Source organism: Scytonema hofmannii PCC 7110 (assembly GCF_000346485.2).
GTDB lineage: Bacteria > Cyanobacteriota > Cyanobacteriia > Cyanobacteriales > Nostocaceae > Scytonema > Scytonema hofmannii.
The window spans coordinates 3,432,306-3,459,172 of sequence record NZ_KQ976354.1; the positions used below are offsets into that span (position 1 = coordinate 3,432,306).

A 26,867-nucleotide genomic window follows, 5' to 3' on the forward strand; every position below is an offset into this window, starting at 1 on the left:
TCCGAGAGTGTCAGAGAAGAGTCCAGACCTGTTCCTGTGATAGTGGTGATACTATCCGAAAATCAAGCCAGGTTGGGTACTCTAGTAGGTGTCAAAGCCGAACGTTTACCTAACCTTTTGAAGAAATATACCTTTACCAAGGTTGTTAATCCAACGCTACCAGGTTCGGCTGATTGTTTTCGATCCAGAAGAGGAGGCGATCGTCAAATGGCAAAAGTAGAACTTAGAGGATGTTTGAAAAGTCATGATTGATGTATCAAATATTTTTTACCCCACCCTAACCCGAACCGATACATTGATCCGGGAACTCAATTTTCCATTTCCCCCCTTTCCAAGGGGGGACTAAGGGGGGTAATAATGTGATTAAGATGACAACTAACCACTTTTCAAACATCCTCTTAATTATTGTGAAGATTGCTCTTGTCTACTAATTTGGTTTAGTAGTAACTGTTCGCGTTGTTCGAGGTATGCAAGGTCTTCTAATAGTTTTTGTTTGTTAGCACGCACCTTTTCTAAATGACGATAGTAATAGTTTTTATCAAGGAGATTGTTAACTCGCCTTTCTTGTTCTGATTCTGACATAATTCCCGCGATCGCATATTTTTCGAGTTCATATATTTCCTCTTGCCATTTGAGTAGTTCTTCTGTAGTTTTTAGTTTTTTAATTTCCTGTGTCATGATGAATTTCCCTTAATTGCTGCTGTTTTGTTAAAAACTCTTGTGCTGCATCAGGAGTAAGTATCATTTCTCCCGAACCATCCGTTTCTATAAATCCGATTTTTCTATAGAATGGGCGAACGCTAGGTATTGTTATTGCTTTAACGATACCATTGAACTGGAGGCGTTGACTCTCACGTACTAATTCTTCAATTAGCGAGGTAGCACAACCTTTCCTAGTTTCTGGTTGTGCATGGGTGATTGTATTCCACGGTGCGTTGGTGAGGCTCTCGATCGCCTGATAAACTAAACCAGTGCGTTGAAGATTCTGCAAAGAAGATGGCACAATTGCAACGCCTATACCTGTAGCCACAAGCCCGATAATTGTCTGCATTTGAATTGCCTCTTGTGCAATCTTTGGGATAAAATTCCCTTGCTGACATAGAGACATAATCCCATCATATAGCCCTATTCCTAAATGACGGGGGAATAAAATAAACGGTTCATTGGCAAGGGATTGCACTGCAATAGGTTCTTGTTGTGCTAAACGGTGAGTTTGGTATAATGCTACAATCAGAACTTCTTTCTGAATGCACAGGTAACTTAAATCGGCATCTGACAAAGGTAGATACACAAAGCCAACATCAATGTGGCGATCGCGAAGTGCTTGTTCCTGTTCGGCAGTTGTTAACTCTTGCAATACCAATTCCACATCTGGAAACTGTTGCCGAAATTCCTGTAATATAACGGGCAATATATTATAAATTGCCGGACCGATCAACCCTACTCGCAACTGTCCTATCTCTCCCCGCCCGGTGCGTCGAGTCACCTGAATTGTATTCTCCAAATGCGCCAACAGTTGATAAGCTTTAGCCTCATACTATCTGGGCAATGCTTACAATGTTTTAAAGCAGCCCTAACAGTCGCTTAATCTTGAAGAGAACCCTTGAGGACACTTTTCGATTTTTTCGGAGGCTTTTTGCGAAGTATTGAAACACAACAACTGACAATACAGCTACTTATCTATTACAATTACAATCAGATAAACTTAGTGGAAAACGATTACCGAACACCCACCAGTAATTCATTATACTTTTTTAAGAAAGTGGGTAGAAAAAAACACAACTATGTTACAAAATGTAAACATATCTGAAACTCTTGCCAATGACTAATGACAAATGACCAATGACGCTCCTCACTAGTTCATTTTAATTGTGACGATCTACTTAGTCGTGTGAGGCTCGTACAGACATATGACTACATAATCTAAGTAAAAAATCATTAAATAGAGGCGAAAAAATGTCAAGCATAACTAGAAGACATTTATTATTAAAGGCTATCTCTGAAGAACTAGAACAGGCTTATGACGACACATTAGAAGATGTTTTAGAACTATTGAAAATCCGAAAAAGTGAAGATGAAGAAGACCTTAGAGACATTCAAGCAGCTAAAGAAGATATCAAAATAAATGGCACAGTACCTTGGTCTGAAATTAAAAGAGAAATTGCGTGAGTTATCAAATTGAGTTTTCAAAGCCTGCATTGAAACAACTTGAAAAGTTATCACTTGATACACAAGAACGGATAAAAGCTAAAATTCAAGAATTAGCCGATAATCCTCGTCCTCATGGAGTGGTCAAGCTAAAGAACTTAGAAAACAATTATCGAATCAAAGTAGGTGTCTATAGAGTTATATATGAAATTATTGACAACATTTTATTAATAACTGTTCTTAAAGTAGGTCATCGCAGAGAAGTTTATCGGGATGAATAGGGAAAATCGCGTTGTACGGCGCTGGGAGTCATGATTGAAGGAGTGGAGGCTTTGGAGAATCATTCGCACGAGCAAATTCTTTTGATTGGGTTGGATACCCAAACCTTGAATTGATATAATTCACAATTTCGGAAAATAAGAATCTGTTGTGCCAAATTGACTCACAACTTTTAAAAATTGCCGCACAACTGGTGTTTCCTCCTTCCCACACCACACGCTCGCAGTTTCAATCAGAGGTGTTTGGTGTGCGATCGCCCGATAAACTAAACCAGTGCGTTGAAGATTCTGCAAAGAAGATGGCACAATTGCAACGCCCATACCTGTAGCCACAAGCCCGATAATTGTCTGCATTTGAATGGCTTCTTGTGCAATCTTTGGAGTGAAATTCCCTTGCTGACACAGAGCCATAATCCCATCATATAGCCCTATTCCTAAATGACGAGGAAATAAAATAAACGGTTCATTGGCAAGGGATTGCACTGCAATAAGTTCTTGTTGTGCTAATGGATGGGTTTGGTATAATGCTACAATCAAAGCTTCTTTCTGAATGCACAGGTAACTTAGATCGGCATCTGACAAAGGTAGATACACAAAGCCAACATCAATGTGGCGATCGCGAAGAGCTTGTTCCTGTTCGGCAGTTGTTAACTCCTGCAGTACCAATTCCACATCTGGAAACTGTTGCCGAAATTCCTGTAATATAACGGGCAATATACTATAAATTGCCGGACTGATCAACCCTACTCGCAACTGTCCTATCTCTCCCCGCCCGGTGCGTCGAGTTACCTGAATTGTACTCTCCAAATGCGCCAACAGTTGATAAGCTGACTGTAAAAATACCCTTCCTGCTTCTGTCAGTTGCACCTGTCGCTTCGTTTTGCGATGAAACAATTCAACTCCTAATTCTGCTTCCAACTGCTGAATTTGCTGGCTAAGAGGCGGTTGGGCTATATGCAATCGCTCCGCCGCCCGACTGAAGTGCAGTTCCTCAGCGACAGCAATAAAGTAACGGAGGTGTCGCAGTTCCATATTTTTGATATTTTAAAAGTTTCTCTCTGTGCAAGAGCGATCGCCATAATATGACTTACCTCTAAATCTAACTTTCAAGTAATACAATAATCCTTTACATACTCTTTAAATTTGGCAGCGCAATAAAGTGTAAAGATAAACTGCGTAAGTATCTGTCCTGAAAAATGAAAGTTGACCAAAAATACAGCAACCTAAAGAAATTCTGGAACAGACTGGGCTTAACGGTAGTAATCGCAGGCTCGCTAGGTATTTGTTACTTGATATATCAAAACAATTTTGCTAGCCAAAGTGGGGCGAGGCGAGTGCAGGTAGAAAAGCAGAACCAAACGAACCAAACGAACCCCAAATTGGAGCAATATCTCAAATACAGCGAGTGCCTTTCAGAGGGTGGAACTGAGGAAAAGTGCAACTCTCTTCTTGACGATCGGTGACTAGAAACGAAGGGTAAGGAGTTGGACTTTACAGGTACTACGGGTATGGCAATTATCCATGCCATTATTTCTAGCTAAAGCAACCCACATTCGTTAGCTGCTTCATAGCACAACTTGTGAGACTATCAATAAAGCCGCCTCTAAAGTATATCCTTGGCTAGTTTACCTACTGCTATTACTATGAATCAGCAGACTAGAAAACGCTATATCCCTTTCCGTCCAGCCTCCAAAAATAATACATCTTTTGTCTCCTTTCGATGTCCTTTGTAAAATCCAAAATTCAAATTTTCTGCCAAATATATATTGTGTTCTAGCGATTTTTCCATCACCTGCTCTCCAAACCCTTTTATAGCTAGCTTTTGTTCAATCTTCTTGCGCTTTTCCTCGTTCTCATCTAGATCGAGTACCTCTTCGCTATAATGACGTGGGTAATATTTATCAAAAATCTCGTGCATGAATTGGAGATTTTGCGTTAATCGGTCGTCTATTATCGCCTTATCATATGTAGAGTAGCCTCTACGATATACAACTGCATAAATAAAATCTCCTGATGATACGAACCTAATGAAAATTGGTTTGTTCTCGTTATATTTGAATGTAGTCCAATCTTCCATTGAGTGAGCACTATAACCATTAAGATGACCGATAGCTTTTGATGGATGAGAATGCACGTCCCCAAATTCCCAAGGATTATCAGTATGAGGAACATCACAACTCACGTCAGTCCCACGAGCAATGGCAGAAAACACAATTGTTCGGTTGTTATTGAGACTTATGCTTTGACCACTTTCACATCCTTCTCTTTCTACCAAGTTGTATAAGTCACGACATACATCCACAAGTGGTTTTGGTAGTACTAGATCGGGGGGAAAAGTCTTTGGATACTGATTTTTTTCATGAACACCGACAACATAATCTATAAGTTCCATTACTAATCCCTCTTACTTGATTATTTTGATCGAATCTTTTATCCATTGGGAACAATTAAGGGTCAAAAACTGCCAAAAGGTATTGTCAAAGAATTTCAGTAGTTCCAAAAGATAATTTCAAAGTTACAGCATACTAACAGATGTTATACCAGAACAATTTAAAATGTAAAATAAGAAAAACTTTCTTCTTAAATTTTTATGTATTTTTGTAAGAATTTAGGTATTTAAATACCGATCAAAGAGTTAAGTTTCAAATTTGACGGAATCGTATTAAAACAATTTTCATCGCATTTCTCATTATTAAAAATCTATAAGAGTTACTTGACAGCTATAGGAGGCAAACTTGAGCAACACTGTTCGTACTCAAAATGTCCATTTTGTTCTTGCTCCTGATTCTTTAAAAGGTTCGTTATCTGCTGTTACTGCGTGTGCAGCTATGAAGCTTGGAATACAGAGGGCAATGGGAAAAATTCCATGTCAGATTAGCGCTGTACCGCTTGCTGACGGAGGTGAGGGAACAGTTGAAGCCCTTCTTTTGGGTACTGGTGGAGAGGAACGCATCGAAACTGTGAGCAATCCTTTGGGAGATCCAGTTCCAGCTAAGTGGGGTGTGCTTCAAAATGGGCAAGCAATTATTGAAATGGCTCAAGCCTCCGGGTTAACACTAGTTCCTCAAAGCGATCGCCGTCCCAAGGAAGCTTCATCTTATGGTACTGGACAATTGATTAAAGCTGCATTAGATGTTGGTTGTCGCAATCTATTAATTGGCATTGGGGGTTCTGCAACAACTGATGGCGGTGCAGGAGCGTTACAAGCACTGGGGGTACGCTTGCTTGATGCTGATGGTCAAAATTTACCACAAGGGGGATTTGCTCTGCATCGATTGGCAAAGATCGATCTGACACATTTGGATGCACGACTTCAAGATACTCAAATTACTGTTCTATCGGATGTAGATAATCCGCTTTGTGGAGCTAATGGTGCAGCATATGTCTACGGACCTCAAAAAGGAGCGACACCAAGTGATGTCAAGGAACTGGATGCTGCTCTGAGCCATTTTGCACAAGTTGCTGCTGCTACAACCGGAAAGGATTTCAAAACTGCTAAAGGTGCAGGTGCAGCCGGAGGTATGGGTTTTGGGCTAATAACTTTTTTGAATGCACGACTAAAAGCTGGCATTGATGTAGTGCTGGAAGCAACACAAATAGCACAAAAGCTGGAAACTGCTGACTTAGTACTGACAGCTGAAGGTTCGATTGATGTTCAAACTTTGCATGGTAAAGCTTTGTCTGGCGTAGCAAGGGCGGCGAGTGCAGCTAAAAACGGTAAAGGTGTTCCAGTTATAGCATTCGGTGGGACAGTACAATTAACTAGCGATGAATTGCAGAAATTAGGAATACTAGTTGCTTTACCTCTACCTGATGCACCTCTTCCCCTCGCGGAATGCATACAACGGGCGGAGGAGCTATTGGCTAATGCAACAGAGCGAGCAATCCGGTTATGGCTATGCGATCGCGAAGCGCAAGCTGTACCCAGCTTATCGCATTTCATCTGACTTCTACGGTCATAGGTAATCCATTTTTGGGACGAGTATTGAATCTGTAAAGTGTCTCGAACTTATATCCAGGGGCGACTGAAAGCCGATAATTTTGCAAAATAGTTGCTAAATTAATTCGCATTTGCATCATTGCGAATGCATTGCCAATACAGATGCGGGGACCTCCTGAGAAGGGAAGGTAGGCAAATTTGGGAATTTTGTCTTGGCGATCGCGATGAAACCTTTCTGGATTAAACTCAAGTGGATTGGGGAAATACTCTGGGTTGCGATGCAACGTCCAAGGTGCAATCAGGACAACACTGTTTTTAGGAAGGGTGTATCTTTGGAGCACAACATTTTCTACAGCTTGACGGGATACCACGGCTGTTACAGGTAACAAGCGCATGGATTCTTTCAACACCATCTCCAAGTATGGCATTTGCTCTAAGTCAGATGTTGCAATCGCTCTTTGACCTACAACTCTATCAATCTCCTCCAATAATCGTGCTTCTACAGATGGATGTTGGGAGATAAGATATAAAGTAAAAGCTAATGTATGGGCTGTTACTTCATAACCTGCAGCAAATAGGTTCGTAACTTCGTTGCGAATTTGGCTGTCGGTGAGAAGACCTGTAGTATCTACAGCTTGCGCCTGAATAAGTACAGATAGAACGTCATCATGCTTTTCAAAAGATTTACGACGTTCTGCAATTAACGGGCTAAGATGACGTTCTCCTACTGCAATCAATCGTTTAATTTCCCAATTACTGGGAATTGGTAACCAAGCAGGTATTGGAAATCCACTAATGCGTTGAGAGAAGAGTTCTATGAAGCGGATAATTGCCTGACCTGCGACATCATCTCGTAAATCTTCACCAAATAGAGCTTTAGTTGTAATACCTAACGTCAGATCCATCATGGCTTTGGGAATGTCAATCGCCTGACCTGGTTGCCATTGAGAAACCATAGCTTTGGTATAATTGACCATAGTATCCGCATAGGCATTGATGCGTTGAGCGTGGAAAGCAGGTTGAATGGTAGCACGTAATGCTTGCCACAATTCGCCATCGCTGGTAAAAAGATTTTCTCCAAAAAACTCTTTAGCTGTGTATTTTACAGTAAAAGGTTTTTGAAACTTCTTAGATTGCTTGAGCAAAACCTCTTGTACTAAGTTTGGGCTATTGACAAAATAAGCTGACCCAAAAAATCCAAGAGGAATGCGAAGGAAGTTATCTTGTCCTGCTAGATGTTCGAGGTATCCTATCATATCCTCTCGCATGGCTTGCATATGCCCGCGATTGGTTTTACCGTCTGGAGTGGTAGCAGTTAAGATAACTTTAAACATGAGATTTCTTGTAAAAATATTTGCAATGACGCCAACTTTACCTATCTTACAAACTAAATCTCTCCAGATTACTATTTTAGCTGTTGGTTCTAGAGGAGACTTGCAGCCTTACTGTGCGTTAGCTGTTGGTTTGCGACGTGCGGGACATAAAGTCAAAATTGCGACAAGGTACGTAGGTTGGGTTGAGGAACGAAACCCAACATTTACAGGTATTTTTTGAGTTTCTCCACGGCGATCTCAACACAAAAATTCTCAGCCCTTGTAGTCTTGAGTAGGGAGTAGGGAAGAGGAGGTATGAAAATTTTCACGACAAATGTTGTAAAATTTGACATCATCTAGACAGTCTAGCTGATATCCGAATTATGAAGCAATGGCAACTTCAAGAAGCTAAAAACAAAAAGATTTTACTTTGGTAACACGCAACGAAGCAGATTTTCAACAGGCTGGTGTTAAGTTGATTAATCCTTGGAATGCTTTGTAAGAATTTCCCGATGTTTACTCAGCTATGTGATTCACTTAGGAGCTAAACTTATAGCAACAAACTCGCGCAACCCACTAAGATATTTATCATCCATGACTCGTTGGTTCAATACCGCAGGTCCTTGCCAAGATGACATTCACTACATGGTGTCGCCAACCAGTCGATTGCCAGACTTGAAGCAGTTGATTGAACAACGTAGGTATTTTGTCATTCATGCGCCTCGTCAAACAGGGAAAACTACTGCAATGCTGGCGCTAGCGGCAGAACTAACAAGTAGTGGATGCTACACGGCAGTCATGGTATCGGTAGAGGTAGGAGCACCCTACAGTCATGACCCAAGTGCAGCAGATCTGCCTATTATAGACAGTTGGTGGACGAGTGCGCGGTTCGATTTACCTTCCGATCTACACCCCCCTGAACAATGGAATGAAGGACAACCAGGACGCAGAATTCAAGCGGCTTTACAGGCTTGGGCGCAAGTAACAAAGAGACCATTGGTGTTGTTTATAGATGAAGTTGACTCTTTACAGGATGAAGCGTTAATTTCACTTCTGCGCCAGTTACGCGATGGCTATCGCGGGCGTCCTAAGAACTTTCCGTGGTCTGTAGGGTTGATTGGTTTACGTGACGTGCGCGATTATAAAGTGGCTTCCGGTGGGAGCGTTCGCGAAGCGTCTCTAAAGCGCGTCGCAGTCCTTCAATCTTAGCTCTTGTAGCGACTTGCTCAACTGCCATGAGGTAAGCTTTACTACCAGCTTTTCCAAGATGCTTACAAATTCAACTTATGCAGTTATTACTGGTATTACCCAAAAAACGTTTTTGTATGTGCGATCGCTCTTAGCGTAATTACGAGTTCTCGCTTTCCAACTCACACACTACCAAAACCCTCAACTCCGTCACCCGCTTCAAAGCTGCATCATTGGTCAAAAACGCCTCACAACCAGTTATTAAAGCCGCCGCCACCTGCAACGCATCGGGTAACTGAAGGTTATAACGTACCCGAATTCTTGCAGCTTCTCGCGCAATAGCAGCATTAATCTCCACAAAAATTACTTGTTCTTGTTGCAACACATCGACAAAGGCTTGCTCTAAATCAACTAACCCCAGACGTATAGCACCTACCAAGCACTCTGATAACGTTATCCCAGATGCCACTGCTGTAATATCAGCCTCCAATCGCTCAAAAATTGGATCGACTAAATCCACAAACTGCGGATGGCGTTCTACAAAATAAATTACGGGTGCTGTATCAAGAAATAAGCGATCGACATTTGCTAACGCATCACTAATCCTCATTCCTCTCCTCGCAACAACCGTTCTCTATGCTCATCTCCTTCTTGTCGAGTCCGTGAAACCCATTCCTGAGCATCCTCACCCAATAGCGGATAGGGAGCCATACCTTTCAAGTCGCTCCACTTGCGTTTTGGTTGAATTTGGTTGATATGCTTTTTTACATGCTCCACCAACTGTCCCATTACCGTCAATTGCTCTTCTGGAGTTAGTTGCTCAATCTCGCTTAAAATTTTTTCAAGTGACCAACTCATCAATCTAAACCTTGTCAATATCTGTAAATTTTAGCGTCTTTTCTCTTGGATATATCCAAGTTTTTTTAAAAATCCCAACATTCCCAGAAATGAATTGAGATTATGTAAGTCCTACTTTCTATTTCTCATACGCTGAAGGTCTTCCCAAAACTCTTCTCTTGTTACTTTATCTAGCAATTCTTGTCTTTCTTGTGTATAGTCACCGCTTCCCCATCCTGCTTGTTGTAAAAACCGAATAGCATCAACTTGACCCAAATGTTCAACTAAAATCTCATAACCTTTTTTTCTCAGCTCTAATAGACTGCTTTCCTGTCTATCCATTACTATATCAAGCCTTCAGCAAAAGTGTATGTTTTGTTTACCATGTTTCAAAAATCACTTCACAATGACTTCAACTACCAGTTTAAGCGATCGCTCTTAGCGTAATTACGGGTTCTCGCTTTCCAACTCACACACCACCAAAACCCTACGGGTGCTGTATCAAGAAACAAGCGATCGACATCAGAAGACAGCATCACTAATCCTCATTACCTCCGCACTTGTAACCGCTCTAATTCATTAAATTGTAGAATTTCAAAAGTAACTCTCCTGGACAAAGCTGCAGGAGATCTGTCAGGCGATGAGACTACCATTATCCAAAAACTACCAGGTGGAGCAGAGCATCTCAAGGATGCAGCAAGATGGTTACAGCAGATGAGCGGTTTGTAAATGCGTTACAAGGCGATACCTTGGCAACTTATTTGTGCTGGGTAGAAGATTTGCCTTAAAAAATTAAATTAGCTTTCCACCACTACCTTGGGATAATTACATAACATACTCTTCTCCTGTTAGTCTAGATTGTAAAGTTTTTTTAATCTTCTAACAGGGGGAAACTTTGAGCCAAAATGATACCAAGACTCAGTCAGTGTCGATCGCCCTGGGCGAAAGCCGTACCCGGCTTATCGCACTCCAAAATCTCCGCAAAGAATTTCAAGAAGGAGCAGATTCCCGTACTGTCATTGATGACGTGAGCATCTCCATTAACAAAGGAGAATTTATTGTTCTTCTAGGTCATAGTGGTAGCGGGAAAAGCACTCTGCTAAATCTCATCAGTGGGATTGAAAAACCAACAGCAGGAACGGTTCGCATCGAAAATATCGCGATTACAGAACTCAACGAAAGAGCTTGCACTCTATTCCGACGCGATAATATTGGATTTATTTTTCAATTTTTTAATTTGATTCCAACTTTAACAGTTTTAGAAAACGTCACGCTTCCCCAAGAATTGGCGGGAAGACAGGGAAAAGAATTAAAACAGGCGGCTGTGAATCTCTTAGAAAAAGTCGGTTTGGCAGATAGGTGTAATGCTTTCCCCGACCAACTTTCGGGAGGACAGCAGCAAAGAGTGGCGATCGCACGAGCATTACTTCACGAACCTATGTTGGTTTTAGCAGATGAGCCGACAGGGAATTTGGACGAAGAAACAGGAGAAAAAGTTTTAAATTTGCTCCTACAACTGACTCGCGACACTAACAAAACCCTAATCATGGCAACCCACAACCCAGAAATCGCCCGATTTGCTAACCGAGTTTTGCGAATGCACGATGGACGTTTGCAGCAAGAAATTATAGCAGTTCTCACTTGAATAAAGTATAAATTTATCCGCGTTCGTCTGCGTTCATCTGCGGTTCCATAACCCATTCTTTGTTCAAACTGGTATGACTATATCCAATCAACCTTTGTGGCGTTTGGCTTGGCGACGCATTCAGAAAAACGCCTTGCAATATATTCTCTTAATCTTAGGGGTAGCGTTGGGAGTTGCCATGATGGTTTCCATTGACTTAGCCAATGGTTCCGCCCAACGTGCTTTTGAATTGTCAACAGACGCTATAACTGGACACGCAACGCATCGGATTGTCGCTGTTTCTCCTACAGGTATCGATGAAAGTCTTTACACTAAATTGCGACGAGAAGTTCGTGTCACCTCAGCTCCCATCGTTGAAGGTTATGTTTCAGCCAAAGAACTTGGTTCTCAACCTTTACGGTTGGTAGGAGTTGATTTATTCGCTGAGCCTCCATTCCGCAACTATTTTGAAGATAACCAATCTCAATCAGTCACGGGTGGAACTGCTTTTCTGACACAACCTAACACTCTTATCCTGTCCCAAGACTTAGCCAAACAGTATGGTCTTGGTGCGGGAGACAGTGTAACCCTAGATTTAGCCGGAAAGGATATCCGCGCTCGAGTGGTGGGGTTACTCAAACCAGCCAATAACATCACCCGTAACGCCTTGAGTAGCATTTTATTTGCGGATATTGCCTCAGCCCAAGATATTTTAGGAATGGTGAATCATCTCAGCTATATCGATTTGATTCTGCACGATACAACAGAACAAACGGCTATCGAGGCGATTCTACCAGAAGGAGTGAAACTGGAAACAGCAGAAGCTCAAAAAAATGCTATTCAGCAAATGACGGCTGCTTTTAAACTCAATCTCACGGCTTTGAGTTTGCTCGCATTGGTCGTGGGAATGTTTCTGATTTACAATACTGTGACTTTCAGTGTTATCCAACGGCGACCTCTGTTTGGGATTCTTCGTTGTTTGGGTGCAACTCCCGGTCAGTTATTTATCTTAATTCTCAGTGAAGCTACGGTCTTTAGTTTAATTGGTTCTACCTTGGGGTTAGGGCTGGGAATTTTACTGGGACGTGGGATTGTAGGTTTGATTACCCAGAGTATTAACGACTTTTATTTTGTCGTTAACGTGCAAAGTGTCAGTATTAACCCTTGGAGTTTGGGGAAAGGTTTGGCGGTTGGGATTGCAGCCTCAATTGTTGCTTCGGTCGTTCCCGCTATTGAGGCGATGCGAACTTCTCCTCAAACGACTTTACAGCGATCAAGTTTGGAAAGTCAGGTACGGCGTTTGCTACCTTGGTTGGTGCTAGCATGGGCTGTGTTTACCCTTTTAGGAGTTGGTTTACTCCGAATTGGCTCAGGTGGATTAATTTTGGCATTTGCTGGGTTGTTTGCAATTTTACTTGGTGCAGCATTGCTCACACCACCTGTAACGGCTTTCTTCATGGAAACCTTAACTTCCGTGGGAAATGCTATCTTTGGTATTGTCGGACGCTTGGCAATACGGGATATTGTGCGATCGCTCAGTCGTACCTCAGTAGCAATTGCTGCTTTGATGGTGGCTGTTTCCGTAATTGTCGGGGTATCAATTATGGTTGGTTCTTTCCGCGTGACTGTGGTACAGTGGCTAGACCAAACTTTGCAAGCTGATATTTACATCACCCCTCCGGCTACTACAGCCAATCGCATCTTGGGGAAACTATCACCTGATGTTGTTGCTGAAATTAAAACGCAGGGAGATTGGGAAGATTTTGTTACCTACAATGAGACGGAAACTACGGTTCAAGAATTCAACCGTCGTGTAAAACTCATTTCTGCTGATGGTGATGTCTCTCACGGAAATCGCCCTTATAGGTGGATGCGTGACAAAGGAGTCAACCCGTGGAAAGGACTAGAAGCAGGGAAAGGCGTCATTGTTTCGGAAGCTTTGCTACTGAAAGAAAATCTCTCGACTCCCCCGACAACCATTACTATAGAAACACCTGTAGGTTGGCGTAGTTTTCCCGTGTTAGCAGTTTTTTATGATTACTCTAACGACCAAGGCACCATTTTACTGGACAATGATATCTATCTAAACCTTTGGGGGGATGATAAGATTGCCTCTGTTGGTTTGTTTCTCAAACCAGAGGAAAGCGTAGAGAATGTTGTGACAGCTATCAAAAACCATTTTCAAGGCAAACAAGATTTACTGGTTCAATCCAATCAAACTCTACGTCAGGGTTCTTTAGAAATCTTTGACCGCACTTTTGCCATTACAGATGCTTTGCGATTGTTGGCTGTGGTTGTGGCTTTTATTGGTGTTCTTAGTGCTTTAATGAGTTTACAACTAGAGCGATCGCGAGAAACGGGTATCTTGCGAGCAAATGGTATGACGCCCCAGCAATTATGGTTTATGACTTTCATTGAAACTGGCTTGATGGGTGCGACATCTGGTATTCTAGCTATGCCTTTGGGATATGTTTTGGCATGGATTTTGATTTACGTCATTAACGTTCGCTCTTTTGGTTGGACATTGCAAATGCAACTACAGCCAGGATACTTTTTACAAGCCTTTGGTGTTGCGGTAGTGGCTGCTCTTTTAGCAGGAGTTTATCCTGCTTGGCGTTTGGGTAATACTGTCATTGCTTCCGCTATTCGCCAGGAATAGTTTTCAATTTACAACTATGAAACGAATACTGATTGTTTTTCTCTGTGCGATCGCATTACTAGGTAGCATTGCTTTTATTCTCTTCCCCTCGCAAAAAGTGACTGCGAGCGGTCAAGCAACAGTAGAATGGTTATCTACAGCCTCCCCCTCTGAGGGAAAATTTAAACAAGTCTTTGCGCCTACTGAAATCATTTTTCCTCGCGATTTTGGACCTCATGAAGATTATCAAACAGAGTGGTGGTACTATACAGGGAATTTAGAAACGTCAACAGGTCGCCCTTTTGGTTTTGAATTAACCTTTTTCCGTCGTGCTTTAACCCCAAAGAATCAATCAATTTCTGTACAATCTGCCTCTCATTGGCGCGGCAATCAAGTCTATTTTGCTCACTTTACTGTCAGTGATATTGCTGAAAATAAATTTTATCCCAGCGAACGCTTTAACCGTGATGCTGTAGGGTTAGCAGGCGCACAAGCCGAACCATACAGTCTTTGGCTAGATGATTGGTCTGTGACAGAGGATACACAAGATCAAGTTAGACTCAAGGCGAAAACCGATAAAGTAGCACTAGACTTGGTTTTGCAACAAACCCGGACACCAGTATTGCAAGGCGATCGCGGTTATAGCCGTAAAGGTTCAGAACCGGGAAATGCTTCTTACTACTACTCTATTGTGCGGCAAAAAACTACAGGTACAGTCACAGTAGGAGAAGAAACCTTTGCAGTGAAAGGTTTAAGTTGGAAAGACCACGAGTACTCTACCAGTTTTCTCAGTGCTAACGATATTGGTTGGGATTGGTTCTCGTTACAATTTGATAATGATACAGCACTGATGTTGTATTTGCTGCGGCGGGAAGATGGCACAATTGAACCCCTATCTAGTGGTAATTTCATTGCAGCAGATGGCAAAGTAGAATTATTATCTCCACAAGATTGGCAAGTAGAAGTCTTGAATACTTGGAAAAGCCCTTATAGCAGGGCTAAATATCCCGCACATTGGAAAATAAGTATTCCCAAACTAGGGTTGTCTTTAGAAGGAAAACCTTTAATGGCAAATCAAGAACTAAATATCTCTACTGTTTATTGGGAAGGTGCTGTTAATTTCCATGGTAACATGGCAGGAAAACCAGTTACAGCGTTAGGCTACATTGAAATGACTGGTTACGCTAATAAAAGCTTAACAGACGTACTTTGATATCAGTGACCAGTGACCAGTAACCAGTGACGTTTAGTTTTCCAGCACTTGTTCTTGTGTAGGTAACTCCGGCATATTTTCAACCGATTCAGTAGAAAAAAGCGAGAACCTGGGGGCTAGTTAAATGTGTACCCAGGTAGCGCTATGATGCTTCCATGTTGAGAGAGGGTTGATGATGGAAAGCTTTAAAAAAGTGGCTATTATGGGAGGAACTCACGGCAATGAATTTACAGGCATATATTTAATCAAAAAGTTTGAGAAGTTTCCGCAGCTTGTCACGAAATCTAGTTTTGAAACCTTGACAGTACTTTCTAATCCAGAAGCCTTTCGAGTTTGTAGAAGATATGTTGACAAAGATTTAAATCGCTGCTTTGTCAAGGAAATTTTAAATAATTTTTTAGGGTCTACCTATGAAGAAAATAGAGCAAAATTTCTTAATCAAACTCTGGGACCGAAAGAAAATCCGCAAGTTGATTTTATTTTAGATTTACATACGACTACTGCGAATATGGGGTTGAGTATAATTCTGCTCAGCAACCATCCGTTTAATATCCGGTTAGCTGCTTATTTAAGTTCAATCGAACCGACAGTCAAAATTTATAGTTGGATTGAACCTGACAAAGAATCATCTTTCCTAAATTCTATTTGTGAAAGGGGTTTTGGTATTGAAGTAGGTCCCATTCCACATGGAACTTTAAACGCGCATCTTTTTGAACAAACGGAAAGGCTGATTCTTACTATTTTGGATTATTTAGATCAATGCAATCAAAATGATATATCAAAAATAGATAATACTGTCACTATTTATCAACATTTAAAAACAGTAGATTACCCCAAGAACAAAAATGGTGAAATTGAGGGTATGGTTCACCCGGAGCTTCAAGGGAGAGATTATGAGGAATTAAAACCGGGCGATCCTTTATTTCTGACTTTCGATGACCGAACTATTTATTATGAGGAGGAAGCATTGGTTTATCCTGTGTTTATTAATGAGGCTGCTTACTATGAAAAGGGGATCGCAATGTGTTTGACTACAAAAGAAAGCATTGAGTTTCCAATGTAACATTTAGTATCCCCAATCAAATGTCTCCTTTTGTATTTGAAAATTACTTATTTAATTGAACCGCAAAGACGCAAAGGACACAAAGAAAGAGGGAAAGAAGATAGGTATCTTATAGCACCGAAGAGAGTTCGTAGGCGTAAAGTAGATAGTGCTATCCCTGTCAAGCTGGCTTAAAAATCAGAGAAATTATGCCTAATCTTCGACATATTAATAATTTAGTCCGCGTAGGCGAACTTCGTTTGTATAGCTGCGATTTCTAATCATTAGGTTTAAAAGGAGGCTTTCTCAATCCAAAATCTAAAATCCAAAATTAATAAGATTGATATTCTTGAAAAATTTTAACTTCACCCTTGTTATCAAAGGCTACAACTGCAAATGGCTGTTTTTTGTTTCCTAGTTCCATCCCTGGTGTTCCCACAGGCATTCCTGGTACAGCTAAACCTGCAAGATTAGACTTTTGTTGAAGAAAGCGTTTGATATCGTTAGCGGGAATGTGTCCTTCCATAACATAACCGTCAATAATTGCTGTATGACAGGATGCTAACTCTTGAGGTAGGTTGTATTTTTGTTTAATTGCTTCTATTTGGTCGGTTTTTATATCTTTGATTTGAAACCCGTGCTTTTGCATATGTTCGACCCAAGCCCCACAGCAGCCACAAGAAGGACTGCGATAAACGGTAATTTCTTGAGTTCCTGAATACGGTTTTGTGTCTGCTACAGCTACTGTTGCACAGGCAATAACTGCAAATCCAGTAGTTATAATACTGAGTATTACAATTCGCAAACTTTTACGAATCCAAGAAGACAAACGTTTCTGCATTTTTAAAACCTCATTCTTTTTGTTTCCAATCATGTAAGGGAGCTATGCTCCTTATCATCCATTCAATAACGATGGGGGGAGCTTCGGATATCAAGACACTGGGATAAACTGCTGTCCCCCATTCGGGATGGACTAATACCCGACATTTGTTTTGAATGATTGGGTAGTGGAGTAAAGCTTTTACCGTTGCGGTGTCGTCGTGATTTTTTTTCCCAGGAAGGGAAAGCAAGGGGTAGCCCGTGCGGGGATCGATGAGGTCTGTTTGGTAATTGCGATCGCGCAAATTAAAGGCGACATCACAGCCAAACCTCATAAACTTTTCTCGCAATCGTTCTTTTTCTGCTTCTATTTCTGGTGTTGTTTCCACCAGTTCAAATCGTGCTTGTTGTAAAACGATCGCTATCCATAAAGAAAGCGAATTTTTCCAATCAGGGAATATCTGCTCGCGGTTGGTACAGATATACTGGCTAGGGGAATGAATTGAAATTTGAACAGACTGTCCCATATTACCAACCAAATGAATGGGACTTCCTTGTTCAAAAGTGTAAACTGTTAGGTAGCTCACTTACCTTAATTTATTTTTTTACAAGTTTTTTCAATTCATATTTCGTTTTGATGATAACTCTTTACTAGCGCAGAAAATCATCAAATTATTGTGAAACCCCAGTTCTTACCTAAAATTTTTCATAAACAATTAATTTTTCATCTGAACCTTATCTTTTCTTAACGTACTCCTACATCATAATTTTGCCACTTACTTTCTTCCCAGTATTCCGTTGTCGTAGAGACGCTTTCATTCAGCGCGTCTCTACAAAGAAACTAAGATCAGTTTAGCTTTAAGGCATTGACTGGAACTTCATCCCAAGAATCCACTGTCCGCAATCGCGCCACCCACCCCCATGTTTTTTGCGTCTCAGTCAAGTTTTGCTTAAAGGATTCATGACAAGCTTGAGCTTGGGATTCATCACAGCAAGCAATACAGGCGTGGATCATGCCTGATGGATCTATTTGTTCGTTTACCCAAATAGTCATTGTGTTTTTGATACTACATGCGAATTTAATCCCCCTTTAATTTACTCCACGTTTGTCAAATACGCACGAAGTCTATCAACAAACAACTTCCCGAGAGGATTCAGCGTTAATGGGTTTCATTAGGTAAAGTCGCAACAGATGCCCAAGGATTGAGAGCAGCAAGGGTAACTTTTGGAAGAATTTGACAATCTGCGGGCGATCGCTTCTATCAATCAATGCCATTTTAAATTGGATGTCCGAACACTGCTCCAGGCGCTCAAAAAAATCTGGATGCTTTGTGTTTAAAATCACAGGAAACGCCCGTGCTGCCGTTTCATTCGTCTTTTCGATGACTTGGACATTATATTCGTAGGGATTGATCCCAACAGAACGATAAAAAGCAGCCCGTTCAAGCACTGTTAAAGTATGGGTAGCAAATACAGACAAAAGGAAAAAACGTACCCACAAACGAGATTTCCAATTGTTCCATAATTTGGGTTGCGATCGCAGTAATGCTTTAAAGAAATCTCCGTGTCGATTTTCATCCTGACACCAACTCTCAAAGTAACGGAAAAGAGGATAGAATCGCTTATCTGGATGAGACTCTAAATGACGGAACATGAGGATATAGCGCCAGTAACCAATTTTCTCAGATAAGTAAACCGTGTAGATAATCCATTCTGGTGGAAAAAAGGTATAAGTGCGATTTTTTGTTAGATAGCGTAAGTCCAGAGAGAGATTGAAATCTGACATTGCCTTATTAAGAAATCCAGCATGGCGGGCTTCATCCCTTGCCATAAAATGAAAAGCATCTGCCAAAATGGGGTTTCTGTCTTTCAGTCTGCGCGATAACTCTTTAAATAGAAGAAACCCAGAAAATTCCGATGTACACGAGCGTTCCAAAAACTCAATAAAAGAACGGCGCGTTTCTCCATCAATATGTTCCCAACTCTGCTCAAACTCAGAATCACGGACAAAATGATGGCGGTTATAGTCAGCTCGCAGTTCTTCCACAATAGCTCGCAACTCAGGCTCGTGTGCTAATATATCCATCTGCGCTACAGCCTCAAAGTCAGTGGTATAAAACCGAGGTGTTAATAATGTTTCCTTGACAGGGGCTTTAACACCAGGCTCAAGTAACTCAGGCTCCAAAGTATGAAGAGTATTAGCCATGAGAATATGCTATCGATTAATGTTTTTAAAGTTATCTAACCATAATTTTTGAAGAAAATCTATTAAATTTAAAATGAAATTTTGAAAGGTTTTTAATGCATTTTTAGTAGGTAGGGCTAAAGCCCACCATATTCGGCTTTTGTGCGGCAAAGCCCTACCTACTTGATTCAAATACCTCAATTTCAAGTATAGAAATTCATTGTTCACTGGTCACCGCTCACTGATTACTGCTCACTGATAAAGTTATATATTTGAAATAGTTGTGAGTAAGGTTTAATGCGGCGATCGGCATTGGTAATTGCTGATACAGTTTTGCTCCTAACCTAAAATAACTATTTGCCCCTAACTTTGACGTTAGCGATAAACTGCAGTTAATTCTAGAGAAAAAATGCTTATTGAGTTAACAGGTGAGAAAGAGGCAGTATTAATAGAGGGGCAAGAAATTGCCTGACAAGGTGTAAAAAATCTGCGAAAGTCCTACCACAGAACAGTTAGCAGTAAACAGTTAACTGATAACTGTTCAACAAATTGTATATTTTTAACAAAATTGCCACCAAGATGAGTAGTAATCTAGCTCAAAAACTTCGCTGTGGAACACAACAATCTCACGCAGCGATTGAAAATATGGGATTCATGAAATGTTTTCTTAAAGGAGTTGTTGATAGAAGCTGCTTTGCAAAATTTTTAGGTAATTTATATTACATTTATGGTGAATTAGAAGCAGCATTAGAGGAACACAAAGACCATTCTTTAATTAATCCTGTATATTTCCCAGAACTCAATCGTAAAGCTAATCTGGAACAAGATTTACAGTTTTACTACGGTTATGATTGGAGAGGACAAAGTTTACCTCTAAAGGCTACCCAAAGTTACATAGCCCAGATTCGAGAATTGTCTGCTCATGAACCCGAATTATTGATAGGTCATGCTTATACTCGCTATATGGGTGACCTTTCTGGAGGTCAGATGTTGCAAAAAGTTGCTCAATCAGTTTTAAAGCTTTCAGGTTATGAAGGCACATCTTTTTACAATTTTGAGCAAATTCCTGATCAGAGGACATTTAAGGATAAGTACCGTCAAGCTTTGGATTCATTACCTGTAGATGAGAAAACAGCAGACAAAATTGTTGCAGAAGCGAATCATGCTTTTCTGTTTAATATGCAGATAGCCCAAGAATTGGAGGAAGGGCTTATTAAAACGATTGGTCAAGCAGTGTTTAATACTCTCATCAATGGCAACAATTCTGGTAGCGCAGCTAACAGTTATTAGCGTTTAAGTAGGGTGGGCGTCCTCGTGACTACATCTACATCTGTGGGGTGGGCGTCCTCGCCCGCCGACTGATAGACTACATCTGTAGGGTGCCTCGCCCGATGAGAGAGTTTACGGGCGAGGACGCCCGTACCACAAGAACATAGGCAATCCTATCCTTTGTACATCTATTGGAAGCAACTCAATGGTTTTTCAAATTCCTGGTGTCAAATTTGATTTCGATATCATTAAAAAGTATGATACTCCCGTACCTAGATACACCAGTTACCCGCCCGCTACTGAGTTAACTGAAGAATTTACAGAGAGGGATTTTCAAACTGCGATCGCAGCCTCAAATCACAGAAAATCTCCCCTATCCTTATATTTTCACATTCCCTTTTGTCAAAGTGCTTGCTATTTTTGCGGCTGTAATGTTGTTATTTCTAATAACAAGAATATTGCCAAGCCTTACGTGGAGTATTTGGTTAGAGATATCAAAAAAACAGCTAGCTTAATTGATATAGATAGAAGAGTGGTTCAAATTCACTGGGGTGGTGGAACTCCTAACTACTTGAGTTTGGCACAAGTAGAATATCTATGGAAAAATATCACTCAAAATTTTGATGTTAGTCCAACAGCAGAAGTCTCGATAGAAATCAATCCTCGCTATATTGATAAAAACTACATTTTCTCTTTGCGAGAAATTGGGTTTAACCGAATTAGTTTTGGAATTCAGGACTTTAATACTCAAGTTCAAGCAGCAGTCAATCGCATTCAACCGGAAGAGATGCTGTCTGATGTGATGAGTTGGATTCAAGAGGCAAAGTTTGAAAGCGTGAATGTAGATCTCATTTACGGTTTACCCCATCAAACCGTTGAGACTTTTCAGGAAACGCTAAGAAAAACCATCGCACTCAACCCCGATAGGATTGCTGTTTTTAACTTTGCTTACGTTCCTTGGCTAAAGCCAGTGCAGCAAAATATTTCACTTGATGCACTTCCAAAAGCGGAGGAAAAGTTAGAAATCCTCAAAATGACTGTTGAGGAACTCACGAATCATCAGTACTTGTTTATTGGTATGGATCACTTTGCTAAATCTAATGATGAATTGGCTGTTTCCCAACGCGATCGTACCTTAAAGCGTAATTTCCAGGGCTACACAACCCTAGCACAAGCAGAACTCTTTGGTTTTGGTGCAACATCCATCAGTATGCTTGAAGATACTTATACCCAAAATCACAAGCAACTGAAAGATTATTATCAAGCAATTGATCGAGGACTTTTACCGACGAGTAGAGGCATTAGACTGACTCAAAATGATATCCTCAGACGAGAAATTATCATGTGTATAATGTGTCATTTTCAACTTTACAAGCAAGATATTGAAAACAAGTACCACATCAACTTTGATGAGTATTTTGCACTAGAGTTAGAGGAGTTGAAGCGCTTGGAAGAGGATGGACTCGTTAGATTATCGAAAAACCATATCAGCGTTACAGAGATTGGCAGGTTATTGGTGAGAAATATCGTTGTTCTCTTTGATACACACGTGAAGAAGCAAGAAAAGAGATTTTCACGTGCTATCTGAATGTAATATTGTAAACCAAGGCATCTGCTAATAGTTGAGTGAATTAGAGATTGTCGTTGCGAACTAAGCAGGTTAAAACTGAGTCACAACTTTGTTTGGTAGAAAGTGCAGCCAAAATACTTAACTACATTTGGATGTGGTTTTCTTCCGGACAAGAGTGTCAACACCTGGAAAATTTTTGCAAGCCAATTCCACTCTCACTCTAAAATTCCGCAGATGAGATTACGCATTCTATTACTCAGTGCCATCAGCATGATGCTGCTATCGTCTCCAGCTTTTGCAGCGCGTTTGCAGTCTTGGCGCTTCGATCCGGCTAAAAATCAGCTTGACCTAACCACAGATTCTGGAGTCAAACCTCAAGCTTTCCTACTCAATAATCCAACAAGACTGGTTATTGATTTACCGGGAACAACTAATTTAGATGATAATACAGTTCGTAAAAGTTTTGGATCGGCCGTTCGGGAGATTCGGATTGGACAGCCAGACGCCAAAACCACCAGAATGGTTATTGAATTAGCGCCCGGTTACACCGTTTCCCCAGAAAACTCACTAGTTAAAGGAGATTCTTCCTCTCACTGGATAGTCAGATTTTCATCCATCGATCGCGCCACACCAGAAAACACGACATCCAGCGAAGAAAAGATTCCCATTCAAATTAGTAACGAATTGACCTTTGCTGGGACTGTTCCACTCAACAAGGAAATGTCACAGCTTTATCCTCAGGTCAAAAAATTGATGTCTCGTTACAGCTTTCTTGCACCTGGGATGTTTTTCCTTGACTTAGAAACAGGCAATTATTTAGACATTTATGGAGAAAAAGTATTTCCAGCTGCTAGCACCATCAAATATCCTATTCTGATTGCTCTTTTTCAAGACATAGACGCTGGTAAAGTTAAACTCAATGACACTCTCGTATTGCGGCGCAACTTGAAAGCTGAAGCTGCAGGTTCAGGAGTCTTGCAATTTAAACCTGCGGGAACCAAACTCAGTGTTTTGGAGACCGCGACTAAGATGATTACTATTAGTGACAATACTGCCACCAACATGATCATTGACCGTTTAGGTGGTAAGGCTAAATTAAATCAGCGGTTTCGTAGTTGGGGACTGCAAAATACTGTTATTCGCAATTTATTAGGTGACTTTAAGGGAACGAATACAACAAGCCCTAAAGATTTAGTCAGACTGTCGGTCATGATTGACAACGATAAATTGCTCAGTCCCACAAGCCGTTCCAAAGCTTTAAGCATCATGCGTCGGGTGCAAAACAGAAGGTTATTGCCATCCGGACTTGGTAAAGGTGCAACGATCGCTCATAAAACAGGAACCCTTGGAATTATCCTTGGGGATGCGGGTATTGTTGAGTTGCCCACAGGCAAACGTTATTTAGCAGGAATTTTTGTTAAGAGACCCTTTGGTGATACAAGAGCAAGGGAATTTATCAGTCAAGTTTCCAAGCTTGTTTACGGCTACCTCAATCAACCAAAGTTGACTCGTCAACCTTAGAGTCTCATGATACAAGCTTTCCTCTCCCATTTAGAACGAGTATTGGAGAGGAAATTTGTTGACTTCTCCCTCGGTTTAAAATTAAGTCTTATCGATTTATAGATAACAACAACTAGGGCAAACGCATTAAAATTTAAAAACATAAAAAAAATCAGTAGAAATATTGTTGGCAAACATACACGTATGAACTAATTTAGTATTTTTTGATGAATTTGCAGTTTATGACCGTCCAAGTATGTTTTACGGATGGGCAGAAAAAAATACACGTCCCCAAGTGCCGAGCAATGAAAAAGGACGTAGAAATAAATTAAATGGCATGATTGCAGTAGATGCTGTAACAGGTGAAGAATACTTAAAATTAACAGAAAAATCAAAAACTGAAGATGTATCTAATAAATGTGCATAAAAACTTAAAATATCTATTCCTGCTAAAACTTTTTCTAAATATGCGTTATCCCAGCCAGCAATGTTTCGTTTGTATTTAACCTCAGCCTTGACGGTTTTTTCTTGATTTAAAAGATTCAAGGTAATATGTATAACCATAGCTAAATTTTGTGGAGCATTGTCTTTTCTGATTCTTGAATCAAAAATCTCGAACAAAAATAGGAAGCTTTCTTCCATCGGGCAAAATAGTATTAATATATAAATGCACGCAAATGGCTCCTTTCCAAATTAGCACTCCTAAAACTGGTATTAACCAAGTAGATGCCGTTGAAAACAGACCCTTCCAGATTGACACCGCTGAAATTAACATCCATGAAACAGGGATAATTAATACGGATATTTCTCAAATCAGTACCAGTAAAGTTTCGTTCGAGAGCCTCGTAACGCTTTATAATCTCTTCCCGCAAAGCGTTCAGTCTCAAAATTTCTTCAAATTCATCCATAACGCCAAACCTACATCTGTTAATACCTTTAACTTTTCTAAACTAATTTGCCTATATTGTTGAATGATTTTTCTAGAAGCACTAAAAACTTTTGCCGCTGTTGGCAATACCCTAATATTTTCTTCCTTAATACTTAAGCTAGCAACCATTTCCCAAAATAGCTGGTAGGCTGCTAGCTTTAAAATCACATCATTGTCTGTAAAGTACAGTAGCAAGGACTTGCTCCTTCTAGAGATCAATATTTAGAAAAAATTATACTCCTGTTACGAGTCTTAAATATTCTTCGCTGTCTGAATCCAATCGCTCCCAGTCTAACTCTTTTTCAAGATACTTATTAACCTTAACAGATGTATTGGCTACTGGCTCCAGTATCTTTAATGCCCCTACTCCTATATCCCATTCACCCGTTTGCCAAGCATAATTCAATGCTAAGACACCTGGATCTAACCTATCTTTGGTAGCAAGTTGACGCACAGTACGTACCAAGTGAATTGAATCAGATTGTTTACCCCAAATATATTTGTCTTTTTCTCCTAAAAGAAGATCTATCGCAAAGGCATTAGCTTCATTCTCTTCCTTGTCTTGAAACTCCTTAGTTATTTGTTCATCAATCAGAACACCGTCTTTAACATGACCGCAGGCAATATGCCCATCACTCAGGTAAAGCTTTTTCTTGGATAAACTTCTGTGGTAATCCAATTTTTGACAAACGTTTGTACAGCGTTGGCATTGTTGTCGCATCTGACTCATATTTCCTTCCTCCGCTGATTCTCAATTTTTACTCCTTGCTTTTAACTTAGGATGACAACACTATCACTATAATAGTGACAACACTATTATGGTAATCTTAAAATTACTTTGGTTTTTGACAAGCTTATATCTAGCAAAAGTTATGGGACTGGTATAGCACTATTGATTTCTTTACAGTACTATTGTACCATAAAAGTGTGAGCGGTATATATTATAGCGTTTCCCGGTCTGATGAAGTACAAATTTATCCGCGTCCATCTGCGTTCATCTGCGGTTAATTACTTTTTTCTGTACCTCACGGAAGTGGGAATTGCTATATTAACGATCTGCTTCCCGTGTTATTCAGGTGTATCTACCTCCGTAAAGACGTTTCAAACAGCGCGTCTCTACGGAGAGTAAAAATTTTGCTAACTAAGCAAAACCTAAGCCGTATCGTGTTCTGAGCAACATTAAATTATCAAAAGCGGCTAACGTTCGGTTTCAAAACTTGCTCGTTTGGTGCTAGTTGTCGCAAAATTGCCAGCCTAGGCTGGTAGGGGTATTGACAATATTACGCTTTTAATTCTACCTACTAGTCCGTTCGCAGTTGGACCCACGACTGGTAGTCCGCCTACTATTCCGCTTACCAGACCGACTGGCGGGGCTGGTGGGGCTGGTAAGGCTGCTGGATCTGCTGGATCTGCTGGAGCAACTCCACCTACTACAAACACCAAATCTTCATTGCTAAGCTCTTCAACTTGGTTGACGGATTGCAATTCAGAGATATCAATTTTAGCCATGATTTTTTCTGAAGAGATATAAATATTACCAGTCTCTACTCAGAGTAGCCGTTAAATGCAGTCTTTACAAGCATCTCGTTGTATTTAAAAAGACATAAATGTAATCATTCTAGCTCTTATTTCTATTGTGTAATATATTACTTCCAAATTTCAGTATAAATATGACTTTAGTTATACTCTACGAACTTGGCAAGCACGGATATTACTTCCATTAACAGCGCCTTTCATCCCCAGGATAACAGCCCTCACACGTTGTTCTGGAGTTCCATGATGGTGTCTTTGACCCCATTGATAATCTCCGATTCGATGAGCTAGAGTTGCGATTTCCAAAATATCTCGTTTGTCAAAAACAATATTGGGAATTAATCCCAAGTAAACACCTGCTAAACAATCTGCTTGTAGTTCTGAGATGGGTGTCACTCTGGGTTGAAAGCCATAAGCTGTTTGCATAGCATGAGCATACTCGTGACCAATAATGTAAGCCAGAGCAGCATCTCCATGCTGATACGCCATCCTAACATCTTGAGCAGTAATGTAAACGGTGTGATTGCGTTTGCAATACTGGCTACCCAAAATAAGTCCGCAACCACCACGCTTTCCTCGTGCAACGCCCCAGACTAATTTTGGTGTCGCTTTATAACCATGAATATGTTGAATTCCGGCATAGACTCCATCTATTACAGTTTGGGGTGGCCATTCTGCTTTAGCAGGTAAACTCACTAGCACAGATCCAAGACTGATTAAGGTCGCAGTCAGTACCCTGAGTGCCTTCATTTTTACTGTCTTCCACAAAAACTACAATTCGAGCAATGCAGCAAAATTTTTAGATATGTTAAGACGCGCCATGGCGCGTCTCTACATTTGAT

The 26,867-nt window shown here is 40.6% G+C and carries 30 protein-coding genes and 3 pseudogenes; 15 read left to right on the top strand and 18 right to left on the bottom strand.

Going from position 1 to position 26,867, the window contains the following annotated elements; translation table 11 throughout:
• Nucleotides 1-45: 45 nt before the first annotated feature.
• Entirely contained in the window at nucleotides 46-252 is a 207-nt protein-coding gene (locus WA1_RS54965; RefSeq protein WP_148662689.1) for a hypothetical protein, read from the top strand.
• 150 nt (nucleotides 253-402) lie between these two features.
• Here the strand turns inward: WA1_RS54965 and WA1_RS14595 are convergent, their stop codons facing one another.
• Nucleotides 403-678, bottom strand: coding sequence for a hypothetical protein (locus WA1_RS14595; protein ID WP_017742483.1), 276 nt, complete (start codon nucleotides 676-678; stop codon nucleotides 403-405).
• Nucleotides 662-1,528 (bottom strand): annotated as a pseudogene (locus tag WA1_RS14600) (LysR family substrate-binding domain-containing protein); the annotation flags it as partial. The gene WA1_RS14595 and the pseudogene WA1_RS14600, both read right to left, overlap by 17 nt.
• 428 nt (nucleotides 1,529-1,956) lie before the next feature.
• Between WA1_RS14600 and WA1_RS14605 the strand changes: the two are divergent.
• Together WA1_RS14605 and WA1_RS14610 are read left to right on the top strand one after the other, a co-directional pair.
• A complete protein-coding gene (locus tag WA1_RS14605) occupies nucleotides 1,957-2,169 on the top strand; it encodes a hypothetical protein (protein ID WP_017742485.1) in 213 nt (70 codons plus the stop codon).
• Nucleotides 2,166-2,429 (top strand): type II toxin-antitoxin system RelE family toxin, encoded by a 264-nt coding sequence (locus WA1_RS14610; protein WP_017742486.1) that lies wholly within the window; start codon nucleotides 2,166-2,168, stop codon nucleotides 2,427-2,429. The genes WA1_RS14605 and WA1_RS14610 overlap by 4 nt, the downstream gene beginning before the upstream one ends.
• Nucleotides 2,430-2,549: 120 nt before the next feature.
• Here WA1_RS14610 and WA1_RS14615 read toward each other — a convergent pair whose 3' ends face one another.
• Complete coding sequence (locus WA1_RS14615; protein WP_017742487.1) at nucleotides 2,550-3,458, bottom strand: LysR family transcriptional regulator; 909 nt, start codon at nucleotides 3,456-3,458, stop codon at nucleotides 2,550-2,552.
• A gap of 164 nt (nucleotides 3,459-3,622) precedes the next feature.
• Here WA1_RS14615 and WA1_RS56940 point away from each other — a divergent pair, with 164 nt between their 5' ends.
• Nucleotides 3,623-3,889: a hypothetical protein gene (locus WA1_RS56940; RefSeq protein ID WP_017742488.1), complete on the top strand. Its 267-nt coding sequence runs from the start codon at nucleotides 3,623-3,625 to the stop codon at nucleotides 3,887-3,889.
• 203 nt (nucleotides 3,890-4,092) lie between these two features.
• Here the strand turns inward: WA1_RS56940 and WA1_RS14625 are convergent, their stop codons facing one another.
• Nucleotides 4,093-4,818 carry a hypothetical protein gene (locus WA1_RS14625; RefSeq protein ID WP_017742489.1) on the bottom strand — a complete coding sequence of 242 codons (726 nt, stop codon included), beginning with the start codon at nucleotides 4,816-4,818 and terminating at the stop codon, nucleotides 4,093-4,095.
• Between the two features lie 343 nt (nucleotides 4,819-5,161).
• Between WA1_RS14625 and WA1_RS14630 the strand changes: the two genes are divergently transcribed.
• Nucleotides 5,162-6,373 (top strand): glycerate kinase, encoded by a 1,212-nt coding sequence (locus WA1_RS14630; protein ID WP_017742490.1) that lies wholly within the window; start codon nucleotides 5,162-5,164, stop codon nucleotides 6,371-6,373.
• Here the strand turns inward: WA1_RS14630 and WA1_RS14635 are convergent.
• Entirely contained in the window at nucleotides 6,366-7,700 is a 1,335-nt protein-coding gene (locus tag WA1_RS14635; protein ID WP_017742491.1) for a cytochrome P450, read from the bottom strand. The genes WA1_RS14630 and WA1_RS14635 overlap by 8 nt on opposite strands.
• A 25-nt stretch (nucleotides 7,701-7,725) precedes the next feature.
• Here WA1_RS14635 and WA1_RS14640 point away from each other — a divergent pair, with 25 nt between their 5' ends.
• Nucleotides 7,726-7,920 carry a glycosyltransferase gene (locus WA1_RS14640; protein ID WP_081403122.1) on the top strand — a complete coding sequence of 65 codons (195 nt, stop codon included), beginning with the start codon at nucleotides 7,726-7,728 and terminating at the stop codon, nucleotides 7,918-7,920.
• Nucleotides 7,921-8,273: 353 nt separating this feature from the next.
• Nucleotides 8,274-8,888 (top strand): AAA family ATPase, encoded by a 615-nt coding sequence (locus WA1_RS14645; RefSeq protein ID WP_017742493.1) that lies wholly within the window; start codon nucleotides 8,274-8,276, stop codon nucleotides 8,886-8,888.
• A gap of 139 nt (nucleotides 8,889-9,027) precedes the next feature.
• Here the strand turns inward: WA1_RS14645 and WA1_RS14650 are convergent, their stop codons facing one another.
• The 3 genes from WA1_RS14650 to WA1_RS14660 form a co-directional block, all read right to left on the bottom strand.
• Nucleotides 9,028-9,477: a type II toxin-antitoxin system VapC family toxin gene (locus WA1_RS14650; RefSeq protein WP_017742494.1), complete on the bottom strand. Its 450-nt coding sequence runs from the start codon at nucleotides 9,475-9,477 to the stop codon at nucleotides 9,028-9,030.
• A complete protein-coding gene (locus WA1_RS14655; protein WP_017742495.1) occupies nucleotides 9,474-9,725 on the bottom strand; it encodes a hypothetical protein in 252 nt (83 codons plus the stop codon). The genes WA1_RS14650 and WA1_RS14655 overlap by 4 nt, the downstream gene beginning before the upstream one ends.
• Before the next feature lie 111 nt (nucleotides 9,726-9,836).
• Nucleotides 9,837-10,046 carry a hypothetical protein gene (locus WA1_RS14660; protein WP_017742496.1) on the bottom strand — a complete coding sequence of 70 codons (210 nt, stop codon included), beginning with the start codon at nucleotides 10,044-10,046 and terminating at the stop codon, nucleotides 9,837-9,839.
• A 553-nt stretch (nucleotides 10,047-10,599) separates the two neighbouring features.
• Between WA1_RS14660 and WA1_RS14665 the strand changes: the two genes are divergently transcribed.
• The 4 genes from WA1_RS14665 to WA1_RS14680 all read left to right on the top strand — a co-directional run bounded on the left by WA1_RS14665 (nucleotide 10,600) and on the right by WA1_RS14680 (nucleotide 16,242).
• On the top strand, nucleotides 10,600-11,349 hold the full coding sequence (locus tag WA1_RS14665; RefSeq protein ID WP_066612881.1) for an ABC transporter ATP-binding protein: 750 nt from the start codon (nucleotides 10,600-10,602) through the stop codon (nucleotides 11,347-11,349).
• Between the two features lie 73 nt (nucleotides 11,350-11,422).
• Nucleotides 11,423-13,987 (top strand): FtsX-like permease family protein, encoded by a 2,565-nt coding sequence (locus WA1_RS14670; protein WP_017742498.1) that lies wholly within the window; start codon nucleotides 11,423-11,425, stop codon nucleotides 13,985-13,987.
• Nucleotides 13,988-14,003: 16 nt separating this feature from the next.
• The gene (locus tag WA1_RS14675) at nucleotides 14,004-15,179 is read left to right on the top strand and encodes a lipocalin-like domain-containing protein (RefSeq protein ID WP_017742499.1); all 1,176 of its coding nucleotides are present in this window, start codon (nucleotides 14,004-14,006) and stop codon (nucleotides 15,177-15,179) included.
• Between the two features lie 175 nt (nucleotides 15,180-15,354).
• Nucleotides 15,355-16,242 carry an aspartoacylase gene (locus tag WA1_RS14680; protein WP_017742500.1) on the top strand — a complete coding sequence of 296 codons (888 nt, stop codon included), beginning with the start codon at nucleotides 15,355-15,357 and terminating at the stop codon, nucleotides 16,240-16,242.
• A 310-nt stretch (nucleotides 16,243-16,552) separates the two neighbouring features.
• Here the strand turns inward: WA1_RS14680 and WA1_RS14685 are convergent, their stop codons facing one another.
• The 4 genes from WA1_RS14685 to acsF all read right to left on the bottom strand — a co-directional run bounded on the left by WA1_RS14685 (nucleotide 16,553) and on the right by acsF (nucleotide 19,246).
• Nucleotides 16,553-17,062: a DUF411 domain-containing protein gene (locus tag WA1_RS14685; protein ID WP_026134552.1), complete on the bottom strand. Its 510-nt coding sequence runs from the start codon at nucleotides 17,060-17,062 to the stop codon at nucleotides 16,553-16,555.
• 10 nt (nucleotides 17,063-17,072) lie between these two features.
• Entirely contained in the window at nucleotides 17,073-17,627 is a 555-nt protein-coding gene (locus WA1_RS14690; protein ID WP_017742502.1) for a methylmalonic aciduria and homocystinuria type D protein, read from the bottom strand.
• Between the two features lie 260 nt (nucleotides 17,628-17,887).
• Nucleotides 17,888-18,094, bottom strand: coding sequence for a hypothetical protein (locus WA1_RS14695; protein ID WP_017742503.1), 207 nt, complete (start codon nucleotides 18,092-18,094; stop codon nucleotides 17,888-17,890).
• Between the two features lie 75 nt (nucleotides 18,095-18,169).
• The gene (acsF, locus tag WA1_RS14700) at nucleotides 18,170-19,246 is read right to left on the bottom strand and encodes a magnesium-protoporphyrin IX monomethyl ester (oxidative) cyclase (RefSeq protein WP_017742504.1); all 1,077 of its coding nucleotides are present in this window, start codon (nucleotides 19,244-19,246) and stop codon (nucleotides 18,170-18,172) included.
• A gap of 558 nt (nucleotides 19,247-19,804) precedes the next feature.
• Here acsF and WA1_RS14710 point away from each other — a divergent pair.
• The 4 genes and pseudogenes from WA1_RS14710 to WA1_RS59765 form a co-directional block, all read left to right on the top strand.
• The gene (locus WA1_RS14710; RefSeq protein WP_017742506.1) at nucleotides 19,805-20,515 is read left to right on the top strand and encodes a biliverdin-producing heme oxygenase; all 711 of its coding nucleotides are present in this window, start codon (nucleotides 19,805-19,807) and stop codon (nucleotides 20,513-20,515) included.
• Nucleotides 20,516-20,699: 184 nt separating this feature from the next.
• Nucleotides 20,700-22,082: an oxygen-independent coproporphyrinogen III oxidase gene (gene hemN, locus WA1_RS14715; protein ID WP_017742507.1), complete on the top strand. Its 1,383-nt coding sequence runs from the start codon at nucleotides 20,700-20,702 to the stop codon at nucleotides 22,080-22,082.
• Between the two features lie 216 nt (nucleotides 22,083-22,298).
• A complete protein-coding gene (locus WA1_RS14720) occupies nucleotides 22,299-23,585 on the top strand; it encodes a serine hydrolase (protein WP_026134553.1) in 1,287 nt (428 codons plus the stop codon).
• Nucleotides 23,586-23,778: 193 nt separating this feature from the next.
• Nucleotides 23,779-23,976 (top strand): annotated as a pseudogene (locus WA1_RS59765) (IS630-like element ISAcma32 family transposase); the annotation flags it as partial.
• A gap of 38 nt (nucleotides 23,977-24,014) precedes the next feature.
• On the opposite strand, the pseudogene WA1_RS59770 reads toward WA1_RS59765, so the two are convergent.
• The 6 genes and pseudogenes from WA1_RS59770 to WA1_RS14750 all read right to left on the bottom strand — a co-directional run.
• Nucleotides 24,015-24,170: pseudogene (locus tag WA1_RS59770) on the bottom strand (ISAs1 family transposase); the annotation flags it as partial.
• Between the two features lie 50 nt (nucleotides 24,171-24,220).
• Nucleotides 24,221-24,472 (bottom strand): pentapeptide repeat-containing protein, encoded by a 252-nt coding sequence (locus WA1_RS61340; protein ID WP_017742510.1) that lies wholly within the window; start codon nucleotides 24,470-24,472, stop codon nucleotides 24,221-24,223.
• Complete coding sequence (locus WA1_RS14735; protein ID WP_017742511.1) at nucleotides 24,448-24,687, bottom strand: hypothetical protein; 240 nt, start codon at nucleotides 24,685-24,687, stop codon at nucleotides 24,448-24,450. Before WA1_RS14735 ends, WA1_RS61340 begins: the two co-directional genes overlap by 25 nt.
• 37 nt (nucleotides 24,688-24,724) lie before the next feature.
• On the bottom strand, nucleotides 24,725-25,222 hold the full coding sequence (locus WA1_RS14740) for a hypothetical protein (protein WP_017742512.1): 498 nt from the start codon (nucleotides 25,220-25,222) through the stop codon (nucleotides 24,725-24,727).
• 524 nt (nucleotides 25,223-25,746) lie between these two features.
• Nucleotides 25,747-26,001, bottom strand: coding sequence for a hypothetical protein (locus WA1_RS14745; RefSeq protein WP_017742513.1), 255 nt, complete (start codon nucleotides 25,999-26,001; stop codon nucleotides 25,747-25,749).
• Between the two features lie 171 nt (nucleotides 26,002-26,172).
• Nucleotides 26,173-26,775, bottom strand: a complete 603-nt coding sequence (locus tag WA1_RS14750) for a neutral zinc metallopeptidase (protein ID WP_017742514.1) — start codon at nucleotides 26,773-26,775, stop codon at nucleotides 26,173-26,175.
• Between the last annotated feature and the right edge of the window lie 92 nt (nucleotides 26,776-26,867).

What these genes read in the sequence shown, in the direction of transcription:
- WA1_RS14595 (WP_017742483.1), bottom strand. Translation starts at nt 678, where the DNA reads ATGACACAGGAAATTAAAAAACTAAAAACTACAGAAGAACTACTCAAA.
- WA1_RS14605 (WP_017742485.1), top strand. Translation starts at nt 1,957, where the DNA reads ATGTCAAGCATAACTAGAAGACATTTATTATTAAAGGCTATCTCTGAA.
- WA1_RS14615 (WP_017742487.1), bottom strand. Translation starts at nt 3,458, where the DNA reads ATGGAACTGCGACACCTCCGTTACTTTATTGCTGTCGCTGAGGAACTG.
- WA1_RS56940 (WP_017742488.1), top strand. Translation starts at nt 3,623, where the DNA reads ATGAAAGTTGACCAAAAATACAGCAACCTAAAGAAATTCTGGAACAGA.
- WA1_RS14625 (WP_017742489.1), bottom strand. Translation starts at nt 4,818, where the DNA reads ATGGAACTTATAGATTATGTTGTCGGTGTTCATGAAAAAAATCAGTAT.
- WA1_RS14635 (WP_017742491.1), bottom strand. Translation starts at nt 7,700, where the DNA reads ATGTTTAAAGTTATCTTAACTGCTACCACTCCAGACGGTAAAACCAAT.
- WA1_RS14640 (WP_081403122.1), top strand. Translation starts at nt 7,726, where the DNA reads ATGACGCCAACTTTACCTATCTTACAAACTAAATCTCTCCAGATTACT.
- WA1_RS14645 (WP_017742493.1), top strand. Translation starts at nt 8,274, where the DNA reads ATGACTCGTTGGTTCAATACCGCAGGTCCTTGCCAAGATGACATTCAC.
- WA1_RS14650 (WP_017742494.1), bottom strand. Translation starts at nt 9,477, where the DNA reads ATGAGGATTAGTGATGCGTTAGCAAATGTCGATCGCTTATTTCTTGAT.
- WA1_RS14655 (WP_017742495.1), bottom strand. Translation starts at nt 9,725, where the DNA reads ATGAGTTGGTCACTTGAAAAAATTTTAAGCGAGATTGAGCAACTAACT.
- WA1_RS14660 (WP_017742496.1), bottom strand. Translation starts at nt 10,046, where the DNA reads ATGGATAGACAGGAAAGCAGTCTATTAGAGCTGAGAAAAAAAGGTTAT.
- WA1_RS14670 (WP_017742498.1), top strand. Translation starts at nt 11,423, where the DNA reads ATGACTATATCCAATCAACCTTTGTGGCGTTTGGCTTGGCGACGCATT.
- WA1_RS14675 (WP_017742499.1), top strand. Translation starts at nt 14,004, where the DNA reads ATGAAACGAATACTGATTGTTTTTCTCTGTGCGATCGCATTACTAGGT.
- WA1_RS14680 (WP_017742500.1), top strand. Translation starts at nt 15,355, where the DNA reads ATGGAAAGCTTTAAAAAAGTGGCTATTATGGGAGGAACTCACGGCAAT.
- WA1_RS14685 (WP_026134552.1), bottom strand. Translation starts at nt 17,062, where the DNA reads ATGCAGAAACGTTTGTCTTCTTGGATTCGTAAAAGTTTGCGAATTGTA.
- WA1_RS14695 (WP_017742503.1), bottom strand. Translation starts at nt 18,094, where the DNA reads ATGACTATTTGGGTAAACGAACAAATAGATCCATCAGGCATGATCCAC.
- acsF (WP_017742504.1), bottom strand. Translation starts at nt 19,246, where the DNA reads ATGGCTAATACTCTTCATACTTTGGAGCCTGAGTTACTTGAGCCTGGT.
- WA1_RS14710 (WP_017742506.1), top strand. Translation starts at nt 19,805, where the DNA reads ATGAGTAGTAATCTAGCTCAAAAACTTCGCTGTGGAACACAACAATCT.
- hemN (WP_017742507.1), top strand. Translation starts at nt 20,700, where the DNA reads ATGGTTTTTCAAATTCCTGGTGTCAAATTTGATTTCGATATCATTAAA.
- WA1_RS14720 (WP_026134553.1), top strand. Translation starts at nt 22,299, where the DNA reads ATGAGATTACGCATTCTATTACTCAGTGCCATCAGCATGATGCTGCTA.
- WA1_RS61340 (WP_017742510.1), bottom strand. Translation starts at nt 24,472, where the DNA reads ATGGATGAATTTGAAGAAATTTTGAGACTGAACGCTTTGCGGGAAGAG.
- WA1_RS14740 (WP_017742512.1), bottom strand. Translation starts at nt 25,222, where the DNA reads ATGAGTCAGATGCGACAACAATGCCAACGCTGTACAAACGTTTGTCAA.
- WA1_RS14745 (WP_017742513.1), bottom strand. Translation starts at nt 26,001, where the DNA reads ATGGCTAAAATTGATATCTCTGAATTGCAATCCGTCAACCAAGTTGAA.
- WA1_RS14750 (WP_017742514.1), bottom strand. Translation starts at nt 26,775, where the DNA reads ATGAAGGCACTCAGGGTACTGACTGCGACCTTAATCAGTCTTGGATCT.